Annotated in this window: 24 protein-coding genes; 18 read left to right on the top strand and 6 right to left on the bottom strand. The window is 35.2% G+C overall.

The window, feature by feature from the left end; all coding sequences use genetic code 11:
* The first annotated feature begins 117 nt into the window (after positions 1–117).
* Genes hisS through VFM92_RS14925 form a run of 5 tightly spaced genes read left to right on the top strand, consistent with a single transcriptional unit; the run spans position 118 to position 6,246 of the window.
* Positions 118–1,506: a histidine--tRNA ligase gene (hisS, locus tag VFM92_RS14945; RefSeq protein ID WP_325123036.1), complete on the top strand. Its 1,389-nt coding sequence runs from the start codon at positions 118–120 to the stop codon at positions 1,504–1,506.
* Complete coding sequence (gene hutH, locus VFM92_RS14940) at positions 1,499–2,989, top strand: histidine ammonia-lyase (RefSeq protein WP_325123035.1); 1,491 nt, start codon at positions 1,499–1,501, stop codon at positions 2,987–2,989. Before hisS ends, hutH begins: the two co-directional genes overlap by 8 nt.
* On the top strand, positions 2,986–4,911 hold the full coding sequence (locus tag VFM92_RS14935; RefSeq protein ID WP_325123034.1) for a T9SS type B sorting domain-containing protein: 1,926 nt from the start codon (positions 2,986–2,988) through the stop codon (positions 4,909–4,911). Before hutH ends, VFM92_RS14935 begins: the two co-directional genes overlap by 4 nt.
* Positions 4,912–4,913: 2 nt before the next feature.
* Complete coding sequence (locus VFM92_RS14930) at positions 4,914–5,252, top strand: YbaB/EbfC family nucleoid-associated protein (protein ID WP_325123033.1); 339 nt, start codon at positions 4,914–4,916, stop codon at positions 5,250–5,252.
* Positions 5,245–6,246, top strand: a complete 1,002-nt coding sequence (locus tag VFM92_RS14925; RefSeq protein ID WP_325123032.1) for a glycosyltransferase family 2 protein — start codon at positions 5,245–5,247, stop codon at positions 6,244–6,246. Before VFM92_RS14930 ends, VFM92_RS14925 begins: the two co-directional genes overlap by 8 nt.
* Before the next feature lie 18 nt (positions 6,247–6,264).
* On the opposite strand, the gene VFM92_RS14920 is transcribed toward VFM92_RS14925, so the two are convergent.
* On the bottom strand, positions 6,265–6,864 hold the full coding sequence (locus VFM92_RS14920) for a hypothetical protein (protein WP_325123031.1): 600 nt from the start codon (positions 6,862–6,864) through the stop codon (positions 6,265–6,267).
* Positions 6,861–7,997: a serine hydrolase gene (locus VFM92_RS14915; RefSeq protein WP_325123030.1), complete on the bottom strand. Its 1,137-nt coding sequence runs from the start codon at positions 7,995–7,997 to the stop codon at positions 6,861–6,863. Before VFM92_RS14915 ends, VFM92_RS14920 begins: the two co-directional genes overlap by 4 nt.
* Positions 7,998–8,324: 327 nt before the next feature.
* Here VFM92_RS14915 and VFM92_RS14910 point away from each other — a divergent pair, with 327 nt between their 5' ends.
* From VFM92_RS14910 to VFM92_RS14850, 13 genes are all read left to right on the top strand, one after another.
* Entirely contained in the window at positions 8,325–9,266 is a 942-nt protein-coding gene (locus VFM92_RS14910) for a proline iminopeptidase-family hydrolase (RefSeq protein ID WP_325123029.1), read from the top strand.
* Between the two features lie 40 nt (positions 9,267–9,306).
* Positions 9,307–9,549 carry a UPF0175 family protein gene (locus tag VFM92_RS14905; RefSeq protein ID WP_325123028.1) on the top strand — a complete coding sequence of 81 codons (243 nt, stop codon included), beginning with the start codon at positions 9,307–9,309 and terminating at the stop codon, positions 9,547–9,549.
* On the top strand, positions 9,527–9,946 hold the full coding sequence (locus tag VFM92_RS14900; RefSeq protein ID WP_325123027.1) for a DUF3368 domain-containing protein: 420 nt from the start codon (positions 9,527–9,529) through the stop codon (positions 9,944–9,946). Before VFM92_RS14905 ends, VFM92_RS14900 begins: the two co-directional genes overlap by 23 nt.
* Positions 9,947–9,990: 44 nt before the next feature.
* Entirely contained in the window at positions 9,991–10,974 is a 984-nt protein-coding gene (locus VFM92_RS14895; protein WP_325123026.1) for a DUF1028 domain-containing protein, read from the top strand.
* A 72-nt stretch (positions 10,975–11,046) separates the two neighbouring features.
* Entirely contained in the window at positions 11,047–11,457 is a 411-nt protein-coding gene (locus VFM92_RS14890; RefSeq protein WP_325123025.1) for a 6-bladed beta-propeller, read from the top strand.
* Positions 11,458–11,468: 11 nt separating this feature from the next.
* Positions 11,469–12,233 (top strand): hypothetical protein, encoded by a 765-nt coding sequence (locus VFM92_RS14885; RefSeq protein ID WP_325123024.1) that lies wholly within the window; start codon positions 11,469–11,471, stop codon positions 12,231–12,233.
* A gap of 345 nt (positions 12,234–12,578) precedes the next feature.
* Positions 12,579–12,815: a hypothetical protein gene (locus VFM92_RS14880; protein ID WP_325123023.1), complete on the top strand. Its 237-nt coding sequence runs from the start codon at positions 12,579–12,581 to the stop codon at positions 12,813–12,815.
* Positions 12,816–12,874: 59 nt separating this feature from the next.
* A complete protein-coding gene (locus VFM92_RS14875) occupies positions 12,875–13,726 on the top strand; it encodes a carboxypeptidase-like regulatory domain-containing protein (protein ID WP_325123022.1) in 852 nt (283 codons plus the stop codon).
* 151 nt (positions 13,727–13,877) lie between these two features.
* The gene (locus VFM92_RS14870; RefSeq protein ID WP_325123021.1) at positions 13,878–16,013 is read left to right on the top strand and encodes a prolyl oligopeptidase family serine peptidase; all 2,136 of its coding nucleotides are present in this window, start codon (positions 13,878–13,880) and stop codon (positions 16,011–16,013) included.
* 178 nt (positions 16,014–16,191) lie between these two features.
* Entirely contained in the window at positions 16,192–17,064 is an 873-nt protein-coding gene (locus VFM92_RS14865; RefSeq protein WP_325123020.1) for a CorA family divalent cation transporter, read from the top strand.
* A 193-nt stretch (positions 17,065–17,257) separates the two neighbouring features.
* A complete protein-coding gene (locus VFM92_RS14860) occupies positions 17,258–18,211 on the top strand; it encodes a calcium/sodium antiporter (protein WP_325123019.1) in 954 nt (317 codons plus the stop codon).
* A 60-nt stretch (positions 18,212–18,271) separates the two neighbouring features.
* Positions 18,272–18,631 carry a cupin domain-containing protein gene (locus VFM92_RS14855; protein ID WP_325123018.1) on the top strand — a complete coding sequence of 120 codons (360 nt, stop codon included), beginning with the start codon at positions 18,272–18,274 and terminating at the stop codon, positions 18,629–18,631.
* A gap of 36 nt (positions 18,632–18,667) precedes the next feature.
* Positions 18,668–19,327: an energy transducer TonB gene (locus VFM92_RS14850; protein WP_325123017.1), complete on the top strand. Its 660-nt coding sequence runs from the start codon at positions 18,668–18,670 to the stop codon at positions 19,325–19,327.
* Positions 19,328–19,378: 51 nt separating this feature from the next.
* Here VFM92_RS14850 and VFM92_RS14845 read toward each other — a convergent pair whose 3' ends face one another.
* From VFM92_RS14845 to VFM92_RS14830, 4 genes are all read right to left on the bottom strand, one after another.
* Entirely contained in the window at positions 19,379–19,750 is a 372-nt protein-coding gene (locus tag VFM92_RS14845) for a hypothetical protein (RefSeq protein ID WP_325123016.1), read from the bottom strand.
* Positions 19,747–20,226 (bottom strand): SRPBCC family protein, encoded by a 480-nt coding sequence (locus VFM92_RS14840; protein ID WP_325123015.1) that lies wholly within the window; start codon positions 20,224–20,226, stop codon positions 19,747–19,749. The genes VFM92_RS14845 and VFM92_RS14840 overlap by 4 nt, the downstream gene beginning before the upstream one ends.
* 61 nt (positions 20,227–20,287) lie before the next feature.
* Positions 20,288–20,866 (bottom strand): Crp/Fnr family transcriptional regulator, encoded by a 579-nt coding sequence (locus VFM92_RS14835; protein WP_325123014.1) that lies wholly within the window; start codon positions 20,864–20,866, stop codon positions 20,288–20,290.
* Positions 20,867–20,938: 72 nt separating this feature from the next.
* Positions 20,939–22,207: a chloride channel protein gene (locus tag VFM92_RS14830; RefSeq protein WP_325123013.1), complete on the bottom strand. Its 1,269-nt coding sequence runs from the start codon at positions 22,205–22,207 to the stop codon at positions 20,939–20,941.
* Positions 22,208–22,396 lie beyond the last annotated feature (189 nt).

Here is a 22,396-nt window from a genome sequence, read left to right as displayed (position 1 = left end):
CAAAATCATCCATGTTATTTCGAATTCATCCATCATTCTACTTGTCAACATGTAAACCCGTCAACTTGCTAACCTATCCACAAAAATTTGTAGATTTGCGCCAAAATAATTAGTAAAATGAGCAAACAGAAACCTTCTACCCCTAAAGGAACACGTGATTTTGGACCAGCTGAAATGGCAAAAAGACATTTTATTTTTGACACCATCAAGAAGGTCTATCAAAAATATGGATATGCACCCATAGAAACTCCTGCCATGGAGAATTTAAGCGTACTACAAGGGAAATATGGAGATGAAGGTGATCAGTTGCTTTTTAAAATATTGAATTCAGGAGATTTTTTGTCTAAAACAAAAGAGGGTGACCGTAATGACTCAAAAACATTACAACCTAAAATTTCCGAAAAAGGCCTTAGATACGACCTTACAGTCCCTTTTGCCCGATTTGTGGTGATGAACCAGCATAATTTAACCTTTCCTTTTAAGCGATATCAAATCCAGCCGGTGTGGCGGGCAGATCGTCCTCAAAAAGGAAGATACAGAGAGTTTTTTCAATGCGATGCAGATGCCATTGGGACCACCTCCATGCTTTGCGAAGCCGAAATTGTACTGATGATACAGGAGGTTTTCAAAAACCTGCAAAGCAAGAAAGCCAACTCTCTGGAATACGCTATTAAAATCAATAATCGCAAAATTTTAACAGGAATTGTAGAAGTGATGGGTGCAGAAGGCAAGGAAACAGATTTTGCAGTAGCTATTGATAAGTTAGATAAAATCGGAGAGGAAAAAGTAAAAGAAGAATTAGTAGAAAGAGGATTTGCTCAATCAGCAATCGATACATTATCACCTTTATTTGCGTTAAGTGGAGATAACGCTGAGCAAATTAATTTCCTGAAAGACTTTCTTAAAGATTCTGAAGCAGGACAAAAAGGACTGGCGGAACTTAATGAGGTATTTGAAATTCTGGAATCATTTGGTGCAAAAGTACCACAACTGGAACTGGATGTGACCTTAGCGCGTGGACTTTCATATTATACAGGAGCCATATTTGAAGTGAAGCCTAAAAATGTAGAAATGGGCAGCATTTGTGGAGGAGGAAGATATGATGGCTTGACCGATACTTTTGGCTTGCCAGATGTTTCAGGAGTCGGTATTTCTTTTGGAGTCGATAGAATTTATGATGTACTGGAAGAACTCGATTTGTATCCTGAAAATGCAGAAAGTAGTACAGAAGTATTGATGGTGAGCTTTGATGAAGCTTGTTGGAAATATTCGCTTAAAGTATTGCACAGATTAAGAACGGCCAATGTTAAAGCCGAACTTTATCCTGAACCTACAAAGCTTAAAAAACAGATGAAATACGCCAACGATAAACGAATTCCTTATGTGATTTTGGTGGGTTCTGAGGAGATGAAAACGGGTGATTTGACTTTCAAAAACATGAAAGAAGGAACGCAAGAAAGCTTAAATGCAGAAAGCATTTTAAAACGATTCTTAGGATATGAATAACTTTTTCGTACTTGGCGACCACGACTTAACGCTATCTGAAATAAGAGATATTTTAGCCGAAGATAAAAAGCTAAAACTGGCAGATAAGGCTGTGACCGCAATAGTAAATTGTCGGAAATTTTTAGACGAACATATTCAGTCTTCCGATGACCCAATTTATGGAATCAATACAGGTTTTGGCTCACTTTATAGCCATAATATTTCCAAACCAGATTTAGAGCAGTTGCAATCTAATTTGGTCATGTCACATGCTTGTGGCACTGGACCAGAGATTGATAAGCGAATTGTAAAAATCATGCTTTTGCTAAAAATTCAATCTCTTTCTTACGGACACAGTGGCGTTCAATTAGTGACTGTAGAGCGACTGGTGGATTTCTATAATCACGATATTCTTCCTGTTATTTATGAATCCGGTTCTTTAGGTGCTTCAGGAGATTTGGCACCCTTGGCGCATTTATCTCTACCATTAATCGGAAAAGGCGAAGTCAATTATAAAGGGGAAAAAGTCACTGGAAAGGATCTCTTAATCAAAATGCATTGGGAACCTATTCATTTGAAAGCGAAGGAGGGATTAGCTTTACTGAATGGTACGCAATTCATGAATGCTTTTGGAGTTCACGCAGTTCTGGCTGCAGAAGATATTTTCAATTGGTCGAATACTATAAGCGCCTTATCACTAGATGCTTTTGATGGTCGACCGGAGCCTTTTGATTCTAAAATTCATAAAATCAGAAACCAAGATGGGCAAAAAATGGTGGCTCAAAAGATTTTAGAACTTGTAAATGGCAGTGAAATCATCAGTCAAAATAAAATGCATGTTCAGGATCCTTACAGTTTTCGTTGCATTCCTCAGGTTCATGGGGCTAGTTATGACGCTATCAATTATGTAAGGAATATTATAAGTAAAGAGTTGGCTGGAGTTACCGATAATCCTAATATTTTTCCGGAGGAAGGTGAAATTGTTTCAGGCGGTAATTTTCATGGACAACCACTGGCACTTTCACTGGATTTTTTGGCCATAGCATTAGCTGAACTGGGAAGTATATCGGAAAGGAGAACTTATCAATTGATTTCAGGGAGTCGAGGTTTGCCAGATTTCCTCGTGATGAATCCAGGGTTAAATTCTGGCTTGATGATTCCACAATACAGTGCAGCAAGTTTGGTGAGCCAAAGTAAACAGTTGTGCACTCCTGCATCTGTGGATAGCATTGTTTCCTCAAATGGACAGGAAGATCATGTGAGTATGGGTGCAAATGCAGCAACCAAACTCTTTAAAATCGTTGAAAATACCTATCAAATTTTGGCAATAGAATTAATAAATGCCTCTCAAGCCATAAAATTTAGAAGGCCACTGAAAACAAGTATATATTTAGAAGAAATAATTCGTAATTTTAGGGCGGAAGTTCCGTTAATTGAGGAAGATAGAATTTTGCATTATGATATTGTGAAAGCTGTTCATTTCATTAAAACTCAAAAAGCTTGAGAAAATTATTACTACTATTTACACTAATTTCTGGTGCATTCGGATTGAAAGCTCAGGGGAACTTTCAGAGTGAGAATGGTTTGTTTTCTGTTAATTATCTGAAGGGATGTGTCGGAACTGAGATTGAAGTAACGGAGCGGAATACTCAAGGTGCCTCCCAATTCATTTGTTTTGATGCCGATTTATCTGATATCCCAAGTAATAATGGTTGTTTAGGTAGTGCTGTACAAGATCCTGAAGATTATCGATTTACTTATCAAGAAGCAGGGACTTATAAAATTTTATTTCTAGACCAATTAGGAGATAATCAAACCTATGACAGTATTACAATAGAAATCATTGAACCTTCCGCCCCTTTTGTTGCTATTTCAACTTGTGATAATGAAGTGTTTTTCGATATTAATGCGCAAGAAGAAGATTTTGATATTTATAATATAAATTTTGGAGATGGCACCGTTCAGGATTATTCCATCAATCAATTTCCTTTTAGTTATCAGTATGCAGACCCTACAATAGAATATACACTTTCAGTGGTTGGGAGATTTGATAATTCTGGTAATAATAATTGTAATAATGATTCTTTTACGAAAACTTTTATACCCATCGATCAAACAGAATCTGCGGCCAGTATTAATTCTATAGTAATGCTTTCAGAAAATAGTTTTGAAATAGCTTATGAAACAAATGAAAATCAAATCTATCAATTGCAGATAAAGCAAAATACAAATGGAAATTATCAAACCATTGAAAACATTTCCAATACAGGAGGAGGAACGCTTACATTTGAGAATAGAAATTTGCTATCTGCCTTTTATTGTGCAAGAATTATTTCAACTAGTCAATGTACAGGTGATGAGTTAATTTCAAATGAAGTATGTACCATTAGATTTTCCGCCCAAGCTAATGTGGATGGCAATTTATTAGATTGGAATCATTTTACCTTTCAAAATTCTGATCTACTAAAGAATGGAGAGGTAATTTATTCTGGAAATGCGCCCTATCTTGACGTGAATGTTCTTTGTGGACAAGAGGATATCTATCAAGTCCGAACTATTGATAGTGAAGGAATTGAAGTGATTTCCCTTCTTCAATCAGTTTCAGCCATTACTGGTTCACCAACAATTCCCATTACTCAAATTGCCACAAATGTACTTTCGGATAGCGAATTAGAACTGACTTGGGAAGTACCTCAAGGGCTTCAGCCTGAGGGATTTATTATTTTTAAGAAAAGAAATATTGGAGATGAATTTTTTGAAGCGGATACCGCTACTACCAATTCATATGTGGACGTAGGTATTGCCTTTTATGACAGGCTTTTTTATTATTCAGTTGCTTATGTGAATAGTTGTGGAGGGATTTCACCTTTACGGACGACTGCTGAAAATATTCTACTTCAAGTAAACCAGAATGAATCTGAGCTTACTTTTGCCTGGAATGGATTCGGTGGCTTCGATTCTTTATTGAGAGAATATGTAATTATTAAGTATGACGAGAACATGAATGTGATCAGTGAAGAAAACGTGGGGCTAAATGAATTCTATGGCGAGAACATTGCCCAAAGTGATGATCAACTATCATTTTATCAAGTGGAAGCTTATTCCGATAATGGCTTGGTTGCTTATTCTAATTTGTTACGTTACAAAATACCTTCTTCCTTTTTTGTGCCATCAGGATTTACTCCAAATCAAGACGCCCTGAATGAGGAAATAAAAGTAGTAGGCAAGTTTATAGAAGAAGTAGAATTTAGTATTTATAACCGTTGGGGTACCTTGATATTCAGAAGCAATTCTATAGAAATTGGCTGGGATGGATATTTGCCTAATCGCCCAGCACCGGCAGGAACTTATACTTACACTGTGCGTGTAACAGATGAATACGGTGAGGTTTATAATAAAAGTGGAGTTTTTAATTTAATTCGATAGTTATGTTTGATATGATGAAAATGATGGGGCAGATTAAAGAAGTACAGGGCAAAGTAAAACAAGCTCAGGAAAATTTAGTGCACATCACAGCTGAAGGAGAAGCCGGTGCAGGAATGGTGAAGGCCAAAGTAAACGGTAAAAAACAAGTGGTGAGCATTGAAATTGATGATTCACTTGTAAATGAAAATGATAAAGAAATGATTCAGGACCTTACAGTAGCTGCGGTAAACAAAGCCATGGAAGAAGTGGATGTTTTAGCTAGGGAAGAGATGAAGAAAGCAACTGATGGTGCTATGCCGAATATCCCTGGAATGGATTTAGGTAGTATGTTCAATGGCTGATAGCGTTGCAGTAGTAATACTTAATTTTAACGGCAGGAATTATCTCGAAAAATTCCTGCCGAATGTTATTCAAAATTCCGATCCTTACGAGATAATCATCGCTGATAATGCCTCTACAGATGATTCTGTTGAATTCTTAAATAATACATTCCCCAAACTTAGACTTATTGAAATTCCTGAAAACCTGGGTTATGCAGGAGGGTATAATTATGCTCTAAAGCAGATTGAGTCCGATTATTATATTTTGCTTAATTCTGATGTAGAAACAACTCCAAACTGGATTGAGCCAGTTATAAACTTGATGCATCAGAATGAAAATATTGCAGCTTGCCAGCCAAAAATTAAATCTTTTCATGATAAAGACTACTTTGAATACGCAGGAGCTGGTGGGGGTTTTATTGATCACTTAGGTTATCCTTTTTGCAGGGGCAGAATTTTCTCTCATCTGGAAAAAGACAAAGGACAATACGATGATAATATTCCAGTATTTTGGGCGACTGGTGCTTGTCTTTTTGTGAAATCAAAAGCTTTCCACGAGTTGGGTGGATTGGATGATAAATTTTTCGCTCATATGGAAGAAATCGATTTTTGCTGGCGCGCTAAAAATGCAGGGAAAGAAATTTATTATTGTGGAGAGAGTACCGTATTCCATGTTGGAGGCGGAACTTTAAAAGCAGAAAGTCCTTTTAAAACTTACCTTAATTTTAGGAATAATTGGTTGTTACTTTACAAAAATCTCAGTAGGGGAGAGTTTGAGTCCATTCGAAAAAGAAGAAAAAGATTGGATATTTTGGCTGCTATTCAATTCATAGCAAAAGGAAAAAGAGCTAATTCTAATGCAATTTTAAAAGCACATCGTGACTTTAAACAAATGAAAAATGAATTTACTCAAAGTCAAAAAGCAGGACTTAAGCATCCAGAAGTTTACAAAAAATCGATTATCAATGAGTTTTTTGCAAAGGGGAAAAAGAAATTTTCAACTTTGAAATTTTAGGTAAACAGCTCTTACTCATCAATTGCAATTTGAATTGTAAAACTCCGCCATCTCTTCAGGGATATCAAAATATCCATCATACATTCTATTGACAAGCTCAGAACAGTCCGTAAAAAGATTTGCTAAATACTTCTTCTTGAATCCCAAAATCCCTTGAGTAACTCTAATCAATTCTTCAGAATTTCTCTTTTTGAGAAAGGGAATAGATTGTTCATAGCCGCTGTCGGGGTCTCGATATTCATCCCAATATAATTTCACATTTCCATTTACCGCTAATCTCATAAATACTTTTTCACCCTTTTCTGGAATGCTGACATGGAATACTGAAAATAATTCAGAGTAAGTATCATACCAAATAGATTCATAAATGCTATTTCCAATTTTGTAAGAAATTAAATCTTTCGGCCCATACTTTCTATCTAAAAACCAAAAGCCCTTCATTTTAACTTTTTTAAAAATTTTTCCGAAAGGCTCTGGACTTCTGTCTTTTAATTGCCCATAAATGGTGTCGTATTGATTGGTGACCACATAGCCATTTTGATAGTTGGATTGACCTAAAGCAGGTTGGTAAGTAATTGCTACAGAAAATAAAATAGCTATGAAGTACAGTGTTTTCATTTGATAGACATTTGAACTAATCTCATAACATCATCAATTTTAGAATTATCAATCCATCGGGTTACTACTACTAAATCGTTGGCTTCATCAATAATGATATAATTCCCTCCAAAACCAGCCGCATAATAAACTTCTTTTGAAACACCTTCCCAGCCTCCCTGGCTATTGTTCCACCATAAATAACCATAATCAGATTTTGCTTCAGAAGATCGTTGAACTTGTTTCACCCAATTCTCAGAAATTAATTGTTGGTCATTCCATTTGCCATTTCGTAAGAAGAGTAATCCAAATCGGGCATGGTCTAAAGAATTGATAAATATTCCGCCTCCAAAGTGCCCACCACCACTTACTGATTGAACTTGCAATCCATCCACATTCACATAAGAATTATGATATCCTAGCCATCTCCAGGTAGTGGAAGCGCCAATTGGGTCCATTATTTCATCTTTCAAAACCTGAGGAAGCGATTTTCTCCAAACTTGCAAAAGTGAATAGGCTAAAACATTTACTCGCACATCATTATATTTGTAGTGAGTGCCTGGCTCATATAGTGTTCTTGCTCTCCATTCATCAATACCCCCTTCTCTAGGTGGTCTGTCAGCCCAATCATAAAGGCCAAACTGCTGGCCTGACCAGTCAGAGGATTGTGTAAGCAAATGGTCCCAGGTGATTTTTTGATTATGTGCTCCATCAAAAGTGCCATCCCAAACATATTTAGATGCTTTATCATTAATGTTATGAATTAAGTTGCGATCCAAGGCCAAGCCTGCAACAGTAGAAAGATAACTTTTAGCAACACTAAAAGTCATGTCTACTCTTTCAATATCTCCCCATTCCGCTATTATATAACCGTCTTTAATAACCAAACCAGCAGGACCACCTCTTTCCCTAACTTCGCCCAAAATTTCAAGATAGGGCTCTCTTGCAAAGGCTTCCATAATGGCTATCCTCAAATCTTTATTAACAGAATTTTCATATTGACTCGCTATACTGACTGCGCTATCCAATAGTGTTTGATCCATTTTTAGTGATTTGGCTGATTTTCTTTCCCATTCTACATCGGGATAATATTGCCCGAAAGAATTAAGAGACAAGAAAAGGAAGTTAAGAATTAGCGCGTATAATATTTTCATGTGTAAATTTTTTATTTTTTAGTCGTCACATGGAATTTGCAATAAATATTCAACTGGCAGTCTGTTTAAATTGGCCTCGAATATTTATGCTCATTTCATAGAAATCATTTTAAGTTAAGAATGGAAATTTATCAATTTATATTTTATTTAGCAGTTGTAAAACTCATTTTTTATGGGCCTCTCTGTAATGATGTTAGAAAGATTAAATTGGAAAAGGTCATTTGCAAGTTGAATTTCGGTTCAATCTTTCCTGTTGAGATCTAGAGATTAGCTTTATGATTTTAGAAATAATTCCTTAATTTGAAGATTCATTTTATAACTCTAGTGATGAAGCAGGTATCCCTAACCTATCTTTCTTTAATTCTAATATTCGGTTGTCAGCCCAAAGAATCTCAAGATCAGCTTAGCGCCCATGAAGGTAAAATAGAAGTTGAAGGAGGCGAGATTTGGTATAAAGTGATGGGAGAAGGAGAAGGAATTCCAATTTTGACACTACACGGTGGCCCGGGCGGCACACATCGCTATTTCTATCAACTAAGTCCCCAAAATGAGGATAGAAAAGTAATTTTATTTGACCAATTGGGTGGAGGAAGATCAGATTACCATACAGACACCACTTTGATGACCGTTGAGCATTTTGTACAGCAAGTGAAAGCCGTAAAAGATTCACTTGCACTGGAAGAGTTTTACTTATTAGGACATTCCTGGGGAGGAGCATTGGCATTAGAATATTACTTGCAATATCCCGAAGGTATAAAAGGAATGATTTTAAGCAGTCCTTTGATAAGCACACCAAGATGGGAAGCAGATGCCGATACTTTAATTAAAACCTTACCGAAAGAAACTCAGGAAATCATAAATGCAGCCAATGAGAGTGGAGAATATAATTCAGAAGCGTATCAAAAAGCAGATGCTTATTACTGGAGTCAGTTTGGCTTGCGGTCATCCAAAAAAGCGCATCCTTTAGATACCGTAGAAGTTTCAGGAAATGGCGCGATTTATAATTATATGTGGGGACCTAGTGAATTTAGATGCACTGGGACTTTAAAAGATTTTGACAGAACAGAAAGTTTAAGCAAGATTTCAGTGCCTACTTTATTTTTAACAGGCGAATACGATGAAGCCCGACCTCAGACCGTAAAATATTTTAGTAAATTAACACCCAATGCTACTTTTGAAATGGTGGAAGGAGCAGGGCACTCCACTTTACATGACAATCAAGAGGGGTATAATCGAATTTTAAGCCGATTTCTTGACCAAATAAACTGATTTTAATAATAAGTTGTTAAATTTATATCAACACAATCGTATGAAAACTTTAACAATAAACTTTCCGGAAAGCTTAGGCTTAGATGATAAAGTAGCTAAAATGGCTTTAGCTTCTAAATTGTATGAGATGGGTAAGCTTTCACTCGGACAAGCAGCAGATTTAGCCGGATATTCAAAACCTACCTTTATGGAATTGCTGGTTGATTATGGTGTTTCACTAATTAATCATTCTCCAGATGACTTAAACGATGATTTGAAAAATGCAGAAAACTATAGTATCTGATACTAGCTGCCTAATATTATTTTCAAAAATCGATAGGCTTGAGCTATTGAAAAATCTATTCTCTGAAATTCTGATAACAGACATAGTCGCTCAAGAATTTAACAAACCTTTGCCACGCTGGATTAAAATTCAAAATCCTAAATCGAATCTGCATTTAGGATTATTCAATATTTTAGATATTGGAGAAGCTACTGCAATTTCCCTTGCTACGGATTTTAAAAAATCTCTTATTATTCTTGATGAACAAAAAGGGCGAAAAATAGCCAAAGACTTGGGACTTGATGTGCCAGGCTCCTTAGGAATGTTTTTGTTGGCCAAACAAAAAGGACTTATTTCTAGTGTTAAATCAGTTATAAATCAAATTCTAGGGACTAATTTTAGATTTCTGAGTCCTTAATAGATAGAACTCTTGAACTTGCAAATGAAGCTAAATAAAAACCTATGAAAAAAATATACCTAATACTCCTTTCTATCGCCTTCAGTTTTGAAGCTTTGAGTCAATTAAATAGACCGAATGACCCACTAGCCCATACCTATTCCATTGTTGCCCGAGACGCAGCAACTGGTGAGATGGCGGTTGCTGTGCAAAGTCATTGGTTCAGTGTAGGTACTGCCGTTTCCTGGGGAGAAGCAGGAGTAGGAGTGGTTGCGACCCAGTCTTTTACCAATAAATCTTTTGGCTTGCGAGGATTAGCAATGCTGAAAGCAGGTTTAAGTCCTAAGGAAGCATTGGACAGTTTATTGAATAATGATGAGGGAAAAGCATTTCGTCAAGTAGCTATTTTAGATGCAAAAGGTCGAGTAGCTACTCATACGGGAGAAAAGTGCATAGATGAAGCGGGTCATGCGAATGGTGATAACTTTTCGGTTCAAGCCAATATGATGTTGAATGACACTGTAGTGCCTGAAATGGAAAAAGCCTGGAAAGAATACAGTGATTTACCATTAGCTGAGCGAATGGTTAAAGTATTAGAAGCTGCCCAGGCTCAGGGTGGAGATATTAGAGGGAAGCAATCTGCCGCACTTTTGGTGGTAAAAGCGGAAGCTACCGATAAACCCTGGAATGATAGATTACTGGATTTGAGGGTAGATGACCACGAAAACCCGGTTCAGGAATTAGGACGATTAGTGAAGGTCTATAGAGCTTACGAGCACATGAACCAGGGAGATTTTTTCGTGGAAAAAGGAAAAATGCAACAGGCCATGAACGAATATAATTCAGCCATGGAAATGTTCCCGCAGAATCTTGAAATGCAATATTGGACGGCTATCACTTTAGCAAATGACGGAAAAATCGATAAGGCAGTCAAAATGCTACAAAAAATCTACTCAGAAGATGCCAACTGGAGAGAACTGACCAAAAGATTACCAAAAGTAGGCCTGCTAGAAGTTTCTGAAAAAGAGTTGAAGAAATTAGTGAAATAGCATCTTACTTTGATTTTAAAATCTTAAAAATTAAGTTTGAAGCTTCATTTCCTTTAATCAAAACGAAATACTATGCTTAGAGTACTTTCTGTTATCATTTGTAGTTTTCTTATCATTTCTTGTGGAGGTAATAAAGAATCACAGGAATCCACTTCCAAATCCATCGAAATTGATTTGGATAATCCTCAAACCCTAAAAGTCAGTGAGTATTTCAATCTTAATGATGTAATTTATTTTAGTGACAAGCATGTGGTAGATAACCTGCTGAAAGTATCTACTTACAATGAATATTTGGTGTTGCATTGTGGTTGGGGGTTAGATTACCTTCTCATCAAAAATATGAATTCAGGTGAAGAAGTCGTGATTTCAGCTAAAGGAGAGGGACCCGAGCAATATCAGAAATTGAGTAATTTTTTCATTAATCCGAAAGGGCAAATTGAATTGCTCGATGGAAATTCAGGAAAGATTTTAACCTTAATTTGAAAGGTGAACTGATGTCGGTTTACCAAAACGAGCAATTGCAAGGCGTACAAAGTTTACTGAGTTTAAACGGAGAGGATTATTTTCTTTATGGAGGTAATTTTTATGCGCCAAAATATGGATATCAACTTTTGGTTTGGAATAAAAACCGAAATGAAATATTGAATACTTATTTCCCATTTGATGAGAATAAAGCTGGTTTTATGCTTTTTATGGAAGCGCGAAATTTCATGAGAGAACCTGCTACTTTCTTCCAAACCTATAATCCATTTGTTTATCGATTGAATGAAACTTCAATTGTTGATTCTACTTATTTGAATTTCGGAAAATATAATATTCCTGAGGAGTTGTTTGAAAAATCATATCAGGATGTCAGGGAATTTTCTCAATCGATGGCTAAAAGTGGAAATGCTTATGGTTTAAGTAATTTTTTATCAAATGATTTGATAATGTTCTCATCTGCTCTAAAAAATGAAAATCAATTTCATTTCTACGCTAATATTAAAAGCAATGAGACAAAGGTTTTTGATGAGATAGAGAATGATGTTTTTGGCTTAAATGTAAAGGAGAAAATCAGCTATCCTCATCGACCAACGGCAATAGATGAAGAGCATATTTATTTTATTGTAAACCTTGAAGCCCAGCACGAAATGCTTGAAAATGCAGACCTACAAAAATCATCACAAAGCAAGTTGAATCAAGAGTTGCTCAAAAAGATCCAAAATTTTAGGGATGGAGATAACTTGGCTATTGTGAAATGTGAAATCAAGGGTTTCTGAATGTATGTTTTAACATATAAAATAACTTATTAAAAATATTTTGTTTTAAAAATCCTAATTTAATCCACTAGGAGCTATTTTTTAACTAAGTCCTTGGGGACGGATTGAAAAATAACTTGTACTATATTTGGGGGGGGTGAATTTTTTAATAGGTTTACGCATCAACTAAATACTTGTGCTAAAGAAATTGATTTTAAATCACTAAGAGAAATGAAAGCTTAGAAAGTGAATAACTATTCTTCCTATCCTTAAGGCGCCACGGATAAAGAATATTTTTTCTTTAAATACACATGAAAGTTGAGTTGGTATTAAATCAATTATTAACAATTTAAATTTTACTTAGGTATGAAAAATTTATCGAAAAAAGCAAAACTATCTTTACTTGCGCTCTTATTATCACTTTTTATCTTACAAATTCAGTCCGAAATTAGGAGTGATGTGGTAACTGCTGGTACATTTCTAGGAACAGGAACCGAAGTTAAGGAAAGTGAATGCATATTAGGTGTCAAAGTTTTAACCAAGCAGGCTAAATTGTTTGGATTTAATTTAGGAGATTCATGGACTGAAACTGAAAGTTGCTAAATATCTAAAGTAGGCGATTATTTTTTATAATCGCCTACTTTGACAAATAAAGTGTTTATATGAAGTTTATTACATTTATTTTTGCAATATTATTTCCTCTTAATGCCAATTCCCAGAGTAACTCTTTTTATATCTTCAATGAAAAACGTAATCCTGTAGAATTTGCCTCTATTGTAAATCAAAACAATAAGAAATTTACTTATTCAAATGAGAGAGGCGAATTTACATTAGAAGTGAGTGAAGGAGATACGCTAGTTTTTTCTCATGTAAATTATGAGGATTTGAAAATCAATATTCTATCGAAGAATAAAATTAGTGATACCATTTTTTTAACTAAAAAGTCTCATGTTTTGAATGAGGTAATAGTTAAACCTTCAGAGACAGAAGTTGCACAGTACGGAAATATAACTGAAAAGAAGTCAAGCTATGCCCTAAGTTTAAATACCTCTTATGCATTTGAAGTACAAACTCCTCAATTAAATGGATATTTATCAAGTATTGAAATACCAATTAAGACTAAAAGGAGGTATCACAGTGAAGGGTATTTGGTTATTCAAGTATTCAGATATTTTGATCAAAAATCTGGGTTTACCGGACCAATTGGGTCAATTAAGTATTTCAATATTGAAGATTTATTGAAGGAAAATGCAATTAAATTTCATCTTGGTGTTGAACTTAGCGATGAAGCTGAAAATTACTTTTTATACCTTAATAGAGTTGTACCTGATAAGGTTTTTGATGAACGTGAAGAAAAGTTGAGTGTAAATCCATTATTATACTACGACAATAAAAAGTCAGAATTAAAAGGTTTTGTTAAGCATGCTCTTTTTGATGATTGGTATAGTTTGGAAAGTTGGTTTGAAAATGTGCCTATTATTGATATCAGATTGAATGTTGAAGTTTCAAAATAAACATGATTATTCTTATCGTTTGTCTAACTTAAATAAACTCAGGATTTATACTTTATTTCCACCCACCACCCCCAACATCCACCGTTTTTATAATTCTGCTGATTTTCTCCAAAAAAGCCCTTATTTTACGTCAAATTTAAATGCTACAATTATGAACAAAATATGGGCTTTTCCACTTGCATTGGCAGTTTTTGCATGCAATAGTGAAGAAAAAAATCAGAAAATGGAGATAAAGGACTATCCTGAAACGGCTAAAGTCGATACTGTTGATACTTATTTTGGAACAGAAGTACCCGATCCTTACCGATGGTTAGAAGATGACCGCTCGGAGCAAACAGCTGAATGGGTAGAAGCACAAAATGAAGTGACGTTCGGCTATTTGAATAATATTCCTTTCAGAGATAAAATAGAATCCAGACTGACTGAACTTTGGAATTACGCAAAAGAAGGTTCTCCAAGAGAGCATGGCGATTATTATTACACTTATAAAAATGACGGACTGCAAAATCAGTGGGTGGTTTATCGTAAAAAAGGCTTAGATGGAGAAGAAGAAGTATTTTTGGATCCGAATACCTTTTCAGATGATGCTACTACTTCCCTTGCAGGAACATCTTTTACAAAAGATGGAAGCCTTTTGGCATATTCTATTTCAGAAGGCGGTTCTGATTGGCGAAAAGTAATCGTCATGAAAACGGAAGATAAATCCATAGTGGAAGATACTATTCAAAATGTGAAATTCAGCGGAGTATCCTGGAAAGGAAATGAAGGCTTTTTCTACAGCAGCTATGATAAGCCAGAAGGAAGTGAGCTTTCTGCTAAAACTCAGGAGCATAAATTATATTATCACAAACTGAACACGCCTCAGTCAGAGGATAAACTTATTTTTGGTGGAAGCGAAACCCCAAGAAGATACATTGGTGGTTATGTGAGTGATGATCAAAAGTTCTTATTTATTTCTGCGGCTAACAGCACCAGTGGAAATGAATTATATGTGAAAGATTTATCCGACTGGAATAATCCGATTGTTCCAATTGCAGAAGGATTTGATAGCGAGCATTCTGTTTTGGATAATGATGGCGACAGATTATTGATTGAAACAAATTTGAATGCGCCCAATAAAAGATTGGTTGAAGTAGATGTCAAAAACCCATCTACAGAAAACTATAAAGATGTAATCCCTGAAACAGAAAACGTATTAAATGTGAGCACAGCAGGTGGTTATCTTTTTGCAAACTATATGGTGGATGTGAAAACTGAAATCCATCAATTTGATTATGATGGCAAAAAAGTTCGTCAGGTAGAATTACCAGGAATTGGTACTGCAGGCGGCTTTGGTGCTGAGAAAGAAGATGAAAAATTATATTATAGTTTTACTTCTTTCACTTATCCTTCCGCCATATTCGAATACGATATCGAAAAAGGAACTTCTGAATTATACTGGAAACCTGAAATTGATTTCAATCCGGAGGATTATGAAACAGAGCAGGTTTTTTATGAAAGTAAAGACGGAACGAAAATTCCGATGTTTATTACTTACAAAAAAGGATTAGAGAAAAACGGTAAAAATCCAACTGAGCTTTATGCTTATGGTGGATTTAACGTGAGTTTACGTCCAAGCTTTAGTGTTGCGCGTTTGGTGTGGTTGGAGCAAGGCGGAGTTTATGCTCAACCAAATCTTAGAGGTGGAGGAGAATATGGAGAAGAGTGGCACAAAGCCGGTACTAAAATGCAGAAGCAAAATGTATTTGATGATTTCATAGCTGCAGCAGAATATTTAATTGATGAGGGATATACTAGCTCTGATAAGCTCGCTATCTCAGGTGGCTCCAATGGAGGATTGCTAGTGGGAGCAACTATGACGCAGCGTCCTGATTTAATGCAAGTAGCATTCCCGGCTGTGGGCGTAATGGATATGTTGCGTTATCACACCTTTACTGCAGGTGCAGGTTGGGCTTATGATTACGGAACTTCAGAAGATAGCAAAGAGATGTTTGAATATTTATATGGTTATTCTCCAGTTCATAATGTAGAAAAAGGCGTGAAATATCCAGCTACTTTGATCACTACTGCTGATCATGATGACAGAGTGGTGCCAGCACATTCATTTAAATTTGCTGCAGAATTGCAGGAAAAGCATGCAGGAGAAAATCCTGTTTTGATTAGAATTGAAACTAATGCAGGACACGGAGCTGGAAAACCAACGGATAAAATCATTGATGAAATTGCTGATAAGTATTCGTTCGCATGGTACAATATGGGTGTGGTTCCTTTTGACGAAGAAATGTAATTGTTGAGATACTAGAAGCTAAAATCTAGAAATAAAACTGTGTAATTAAGACTCTGATTTTCTTTAAATGGGAAATTGGAGTCTTTTTTTGTTGATAGAATTAAATTTAGCCTTAAACGATATTCAATCATTAAACTTTAAACGATTTTTGAATTAGATTTGAATTTATTTTAGGCAAATGAATAAAAGAACTCATAATTATGGACTCTTTCAATGGATTGATATTGAAAATCCATCAGAACTAAGTCTTTCAAATCTGGATTTACCGTTGAAAGTGGACTTAAATTTTTTGGAAGATGCACTCGAATCTGGACATCTTCCTAAAATTGAGAAAACTTCTGATTATACATTTATGATTCTGAGGGCTTACACTGCCTCTGAAGATGAAAAAGCCATAGAAGTCGGTCAAATCAGTAATAAAATTGCCTTTTTTGTAAATGAGCAAGCCATAATCACGATACACCGAGCTCCTTTTTCTTTTTTGAATAATTTGCCTGAAAACTTCAAGTCTTCAGATGAGATGGTTTTGTATATTATAAATGAGTTACTCAACACTTTTGAAAAGCCTATCAAAACACAATCCGAAAGAATGGATGCTTTAGAGCAAAGCATTTTTCTAAAAGCTGGAGACAATTTATCCATAGAAAAGCTCTACTTCGAAAAGTCTAAAGCTAGGTTAACCAAAAAGATATTAGTTATCATGCAATCTGTTTTTAATCATTTTAAGGTTAAGGAGTCATTGCATACCAACCTGCAAGATGTAAAAGACACCATATTAGATTTGACCCTAAGGACTGAGGAGGTTGTAGAAGATGCAAACTCTTTGCTCAATTCATATATGTCTTTCCAAGCTAAAAAAAGCAATGATGTAATGAAATTATTGACTGTATTCCCTGCGTTTTTCTTGCCTCTGACTTTTATCGCGGGTCTTTATGGAATGAATTTTGAAAATATGCCAGAACTTCGTACAGATTACGGATATTTCATTACGCTATTATTCATGCTAATAATTGCAATAGGTATTTTTATTTGGTTTAGAAGAAAAAAATAATCTAATTGTCAAAAAAGGAGTGATGTCAAAAACTGCTTTCCTACTAATAGTAAAAACTGTTTATAGAGATTATGGAAACGAATATTCCTACCGATCTATTTACAACTTTACTTGATGTGCGTTTTGGTGAAAAAATAACCTAAAACATAAATATATAAAGCCAATCTATTACATTTAGGAAAATGTAAATGTCATGGTAATTCAAATTTTATTGGTTGTCGTTGGATTTGCTTGTCTTGTTTTTGGAGCAAATTGGCTAGTGGATGGTGCATCTTCTTTAGCAAAAAAATATAACGTTTCGGATTTAGCCATAGGCTTGACCATAGTGGCTTTTGGAACTTCCGCACCCGAGTTGGTAGTGAATATTGTTGGTTCTATAAAAGGCTATTCTGATATAGTAGTCGGCAATATATTGGGGAGTAATAATTTTAATTTGTATATCATATTAGGTATTTCTGGACTGATTTTGCCGATCACTGTGCAATCTTCTACGGCATGGAAAGAAATCCCCATATCCTTACTGGTAGCAGTTTTAATGTTGTTTTTCATTAATGATTTTAGCTTTTCGGAGCCCACAAGTTTGAGTAGAATGGAAGGCTTTTTTATGTTGGTTTTGTTCGTTCTGTTTTTGTATTATGTCTTTAGACAAATGAAGAATGAACAGAATATTCAATCAAATATCGTCCTAAAATCTACACCTAAGATTTGGGGTTTAATTGCGATTGGATTAGCAGGATTAATAATTGGAGGTCAACTTGTGGTGACCAATGCGGTTAATGTTGCCAATAGTTTAGGGGTTAGTGAGAAAATAATTGGATTGACTATAGTTGCAGCTGGCACATCACTACCTGAATTAGTAACTTCCGTTGTGGCTGCTACCAAGAAGAATAGTGACATCGCCATAGGGAATGTGGTGGGTTCAAACATCTTTAATATTTTATTGATTTTAGCAATCAGCAGCATCATTGCTCCTATTGATTATAATCCAAAATTTAATCTAGATATCTACATCTTAATCGGTGGAACAATTTTTTTGTTAGTAGCTATGGTTACTGGAAAAAGAAGAAAATTAGACCGATGGGAGGCTGCGCTTCTTTTAGCATTTTATATTGCGTACACCGTTTATTTAGTGATGAAAGAAATATGATGAGCTTGTTTTCAGACTAAGAAATAAAACTTTTGAAGTTAGACATCAAATTTTAAAAAAATGGATAAGGTAAATCTTGAGGATAAATTCGCATTGTTTTCAGAACATTGGTCGCCTAAAATAGTAGGTGAATTGAATGGACAGCATGTGAAACTGGTAAAACTTAAAGGAGAATTTATATGGCATAAACATGATGAAGAAGATGAGCTCTTTTTTGTGGTGAAGGGCAGTTTCAAAATGGAGTATCGAGATAAAACTGTTCAGATTAATGAAAATGAATTTCTAATTGTACCAAGAGGAGTGGAGCATAAACCTGTTGCAGATGAGGAGGTCTGGATCATGTTATTTGAACCTACCACAACACTAAACACAGGAAATACTAAAAGCGATATGACTAAAGCGGTTTTAGATAAAATTTAGCATCAGTGTTTTAGATTATTCATTTAAATACTTTGAATGTCAGATATTAAGAATGTAAAGTTGAAGATTAGTTGTCCCAAATCGAAAGAATCGATGGACAGGACAGCGGATGGATACAACTGTTCGACTTGTTCTAAGCAGGTAATTGACTTTACGGAAAAAACGAATGCTGATTTTCAACGAGTTATGAAATCTTCTGACTCTACTATTTGTGGGGTTTTCAGACCATCCCAACTCAGCAAGACATTCCTTAGATATGCGGCTGCAACTGCAATTGCGAGTAGTTCTTTTATTTTGAGTGCTCAAGCTCAGCACGCAGTCAAATCAGATTCCGCTGAACATGTCTGCAAAACAGTAGGAGATGTACTTTTTGGTGAAGTAGCAGGAGGAGAAAACGAAGAAGATTATTACTATCCTGACCCTATTGACGGGATGGAGAAATATTATGCTGCGCTAATGAAGAATGTCAATTATCCTGATTCTTCGAATTGGGAAGGCCGTACATATCTTCAATTAACTGTGGATACAGCCAGTAACATTTCTGCGGTAAAAGTATTGAAAGGATTTAACAAGCAGGCTGATGAAGAAGCCGTTAGAGCTGTAAAAGCAACTCCTTTTCCATTTAAACCAGCTAATAAGAATGGAATTCCGAATGCATCGAAGTTGATTATTGTGATTAATTTTCAAAAAGAATAATGAGGTACAATTCATTTTTGAAAGCTTTGAGTACTTATTTAATAGCTCAATTTATTTAGTCCATTCAGACCAAGGAATCACAAAAGGTAAAACCAAACACCAAACTAAAAAGAATATAGCCATTCCTACAGGGAATTGTTCTTTGTTAACAATCGCTGGAATTGCCACCACTAAAAGCCAAGCGCCTTTATAAATTAATTGCAGCAATAAAACAGGAGAAAATGTTACAGGTCGCCATAGACCGAAAACAGATAAGATGGCAATAGCTAACCATAAGCAGCCCACTAATCTTATTAAATCAGTGGTTTGATAGCTATTTTGAAAAATGGTAGCCGATGATAACTGAGGGAAAAATAATGAGGATATGCCAATCCATCCAGCAACAATGATATTGGCTATGTAAATTAATTTTAATGCTATCATTTTCCTTCTGCAATAAGTTTAATGTCATTCATCACACTTGGGAGCATTTCTCTATAGTTTTTACCAAGCTTCTTGCCGAGGAATTTCTTCAATATGCCTGTAAATTCCACATCATGTGTGAAGTAAGTTAACCCATCTTTCTGATCTAGTGTTCGCTTGATTATCAGCTGTCCAAATGGTATTTTGGTTTCGAAAGTGTAAGATTTATTAGGGATGAGTTCAGTAATGACAAATTTGGATTTAGGTCCTTTGTCAGGAATTAATTTGCCTTTACTCCCCACCACAAAATCACCTTCTAGCATTGCTTCTTTCAAGCCCTTATCCCATTCTTTCCAGTTGGGGACATCCGTCCAAACTTCCCATATTTTGTCACTACTTGCTTTTGTACTATCGGTATGACTAAAATGATAATTTGATTGTTGAGCAGTTGCCTTCATTGCGAATAGGATTGAAATGATTAGAAATAAATGCTTCATCTTTTTGTTTTTAGGATGAGCCAAAATTCCTGCTTTCTTATTTCATTCTACTGCACCTATGTTAATTTCTTTTAGTGGGAAGTATTTTTTTTCTAATTCTACTTAATGATTGAGGGGCAATTCCAAAATAGGACGCTAAATACTTTAAAGGGACTCTTTGTATGAGTTGAGGACTGGTTTCAATCATTTTAATGTAGCGATTTTCAGCTGTTTCAGTCTGAATTTCTTGCAAGATTTCTTCCGTAAAATATTGAACTTCCTGAATAAGTTTGCGAATAAAAGTATTCCAGCTTTTTAATTCTAAAAGGTCATTGGCTTGCTTCAAAGTTGTCTGCCAAATGATTGATTTTTCAATGGCTTGTATATTTTCATTGGCGGGTTTAGCTGCAGTAAAGCTAGCTTGAGAAGTAAAACAATAAGGAGCTTCGGTAAAGAATTTAGTAATATCATCACCCTCTTTATTGATAAAGTATCGCAGCAAACCACTTTCAATAAAATAAAGATGTCTGCAAATTTCACCCTCTTGTAAAAGCATTTCCCCTTTTTCAAGAAATCGCTTTTCAAAACAAGCTGAAATCTGTTCCCAATCAGTATCGGAAATTGAGATATAATTTTCTATAAATGTTTTAAAGGGATTCAATTACATCTTAAAATTTTTACAGTACTAATTAATCAATTTTGAATTGATTATGTTTTTTAATTTTTTATTTCCTTATTCTTTTTCCATTTGTGAACCTATAAATGGTATTCTTGGAGCTAAGAAATAGCCTGTTAAACTCGCAAAAAGAATCGGGATAAAATGACCAAAACCAGTTAATGTGGCTAATAAAATGGTAGTACTCATAGGCGTTCTTGTAACACAAGCATTAATAGCCGCCATACAACTTACAATGGCTAAGGTGAGATTTATTGCCGGGAAAAGTTGATGAATAATCAATCCTAAGGTGGCACCAACAAAGAATAGGGGGATGATAAATCCACCTCGCCAGCCGGATGTTACGGTGATAGAAATAGCTATAATTTTAAAAATTAATATTGCGCACAAAAAAGGCAGAGTAAAATCCTTATTCAAAAGTATATTCATCTCATGGTGACCAAAGTATCGAGTGATGGGTAAGTAAAATGCAATGATTCCTAATAGAATTCCCCCTATAAGTGTTTTGATATAAATGGGAATAGGTTTTTTTTCAAAAACAGATTTGAAAAATTTAGTACACAATATAAAAGCCCATCCAAATAAAGCACCAACTATGGCAAATAATACAGCATAGCTAAAATCAAAAATTCCTGAATATTCATATGCAGATAAGTCCCAAATCGGGCCAAGTCCTAAATGTATAATTAAAGCAAAAACCAAATAACTAAAACAACTTGCCACAAATGCAGGAATAATTGCTTTATAATATTCTACTGCATGCTTATGGTGTAGTATTTCCAAAGAAAACAGACTACCACCCAAAGGAGCACCAAATAAGGCAGTAAAACCTGATGCCATTCCTGCAATACTTACAGAGCGTAATTCCTCTCCTTTTAATCTGAATAATTTCCCAATCCATGTACCTGTTGAGCCTGTTACTTGCACTAAGGGTGCTTCAGGTCCTAGGCTTCCTCCCGATGCAACGCATAATAAGGAGGATAAAATCATGGATGGATTATTTTTTGGGTCGAGTTTACCTTTATTAAATCGAATGTTATTGACAATCAAATGGATTTCTCCTGGGTCTCCGATATAGTGAATTATCAGACCCGCCAAAAGACCACATAAGGCCATTACAGGGATTACTTGCCAACCATTAAAAAATGCTAATTGATGCGTCAGAAATTCAAGACCAATCCAGTAAATTCCTGCTATTATTCCGCCTATTAATCCCAGTAAAGCCCATAATAAAAACGTCCGACTAAAAACGAAAGGGTTAAATCGAATGGGTTGGTCTAATATATTTAAATAAGTGACTAATTTTCTTCTACGCTTTAATTTCACTTTTTAGCAGATGTTATGAGTTTGAATTTTTATGTAAAATGTAAAATTAAGAAAAATTATGGTAGTTGACATAAATGCCTGGCCAAGTGTATAAGAATACTAGTATAAAAAATGAATTTTAATCTGGGTAAGAATTTTAAAATTTACTCTAGGGGTATACAATAGCTCAAGATTTACCACTTAAGTATC

Origin of the sequence: Marivirga sp. (assembly GCF_035704835.1) — a bacterium.
GTDB lineage: Bacteria > Bacteroidota > Bacteroidia > Cytophagales > Cyclobacteriaceae > Marivirga.
This window is presented reverse-complemented; position numbering and strand designations above follow the sequence as displayed.

Excerpts from the sequence above, each read along its gene's own strand:
- hisS (WP_325123036.1), top strand. The coding sequence starts at position 118 with ATGAGCAAACAGAAACCTTCTACCCCTAAAGGAACACGTGATTTTGGA.
- hutH (WP_325123035.1), top strand. The coding sequence starts at position 1,499 with ATGAATAACTTTTTCGTACTTGGCGACCACGACTTAACGCTATCTGAA.
- VFM92_RS14930 (WP_325123033.1), top strand. The coding sequence starts at position 4,914 with ATGTTTGATATGATGAAAATGATGGGGCAGATTAAAGAAGTACAGGGC.
- VFM92_RS14925 (WP_325123032.1), top strand. The coding sequence starts at position 5,245 with ATGGCTGATAGCGTTGCAGTAGTAATACTTAATTTTAACGGCAGGAAT.
- VFM92_RS14920 (WP_325123031.1), bottom strand. The coding sequence starts at position 6,864 with ATGAAAACACTGTACTTCATAGCTATTTTATTTTCTGTAGCAATTACT.
- VFM92_RS14915 (WP_325123030.1), bottom strand. The coding sequence starts at position 7,997 with ATGAAAATATTATACGCGCTAATTCTTAACTTCCTTTTCTTGTCTCTT.
- VFM92_RS14910 (WP_325123029.1), top strand. The coding sequence starts at position 8,325 with ATGAAGCAGGTATCCCTAACCTATCTTTCTTTAATTCTAATATTCGGT.
- VFM92_RS14905 (WP_325123028.1), top strand. The coding sequence starts at position 9,307 with ATGAAAACTTTAACAATAAACTTTCCGGAAAGCTTAGGCTTAGATGAT.
- VFM92_RS14900 (WP_325123027.1), top strand. The coding sequence starts at position 9,527 with ATGCAGAAAACTATAGTATCTGATACTAGCTGCCTAATATTATTTTCA.
- VFM92_RS14895 (WP_325123026.1), top strand. The coding sequence starts at position 9,991 with ATGAAAAAAATATACCTAATACTCCTTTCTATCGCCTTCAGTTTTGAA.
- VFM92_RS14890 (WP_325123025.1), top strand. The coding sequence starts at position 11,047 with ATGCTTAGAGTACTTTCTGTTATCATTTGTAGTTTTCTTATCATTTCT.
- VFM92_RS14885 (WP_325123024.1), top strand. The coding sequence starts at position 11,469 with ATGTCGGTTTACCAAAACGAGCAATTGCAAGGCGTACAAAGTTTACTG.
- VFM92_RS14880 (WP_325123023.1), top strand. The coding sequence starts at position 12,579 with ATGAAAAATTTATCGAAAAAAGCAAAACTATCTTTACTTGCGCTCTTA.
- VFM92_RS14875 (WP_325123022.1), top strand. The coding sequence starts at position 12,875 with ATGAAGTTTATTACATTTATTTTTGCAATATTATTTCCTCTTAATGCC.
- VFM92_RS14870 (WP_325123021.1), top strand. The coding sequence starts at position 13,878 with ATGAACAAAATATGGGCTTTTCCACTTGCATTGGCAGTTTTTGCATGC.
- VFM92_RS14865 (WP_325123020.1), top strand. The coding sequence starts at position 16,192 with ATGAATAAAAGAACTCATAATTATGGACTCTTTCAATGGATTGATATT.
- VFM92_RS14860 (WP_325123019.1), top strand. The coding sequence starts at position 17,258 with ATGGTAATTCAAATTTTATTGGTTGTCGTTGGATTTGCTTGTCTTGTT.
- VFM92_RS14855 (WP_325123018.1), top strand. The coding sequence starts at position 18,272 with ATGGATAAGGTAAATCTTGAGGATAAATTCGCATTGTTTTCAGAACAT.
- VFM92_RS14850 (WP_325123017.1), top strand. The coding sequence starts at position 18,668 with ATGTCAGATATTAAGAATGTAAAGTTGAAGATTAGTTGTCCCAAATCG.
- VFM92_RS14845 (WP_325123016.1), bottom strand. The coding sequence starts at position 19,750 with ATGATAGCATTAAAATTAATTTACATAGCCAATATCATTGTTGCTGGA.
- VFM92_RS14840 (WP_325123015.1), bottom strand. The coding sequence starts at position 20,226 with ATGAAGCATTTATTTCTAATCATTTCAATCCTATTCGCAATGAAGGCA.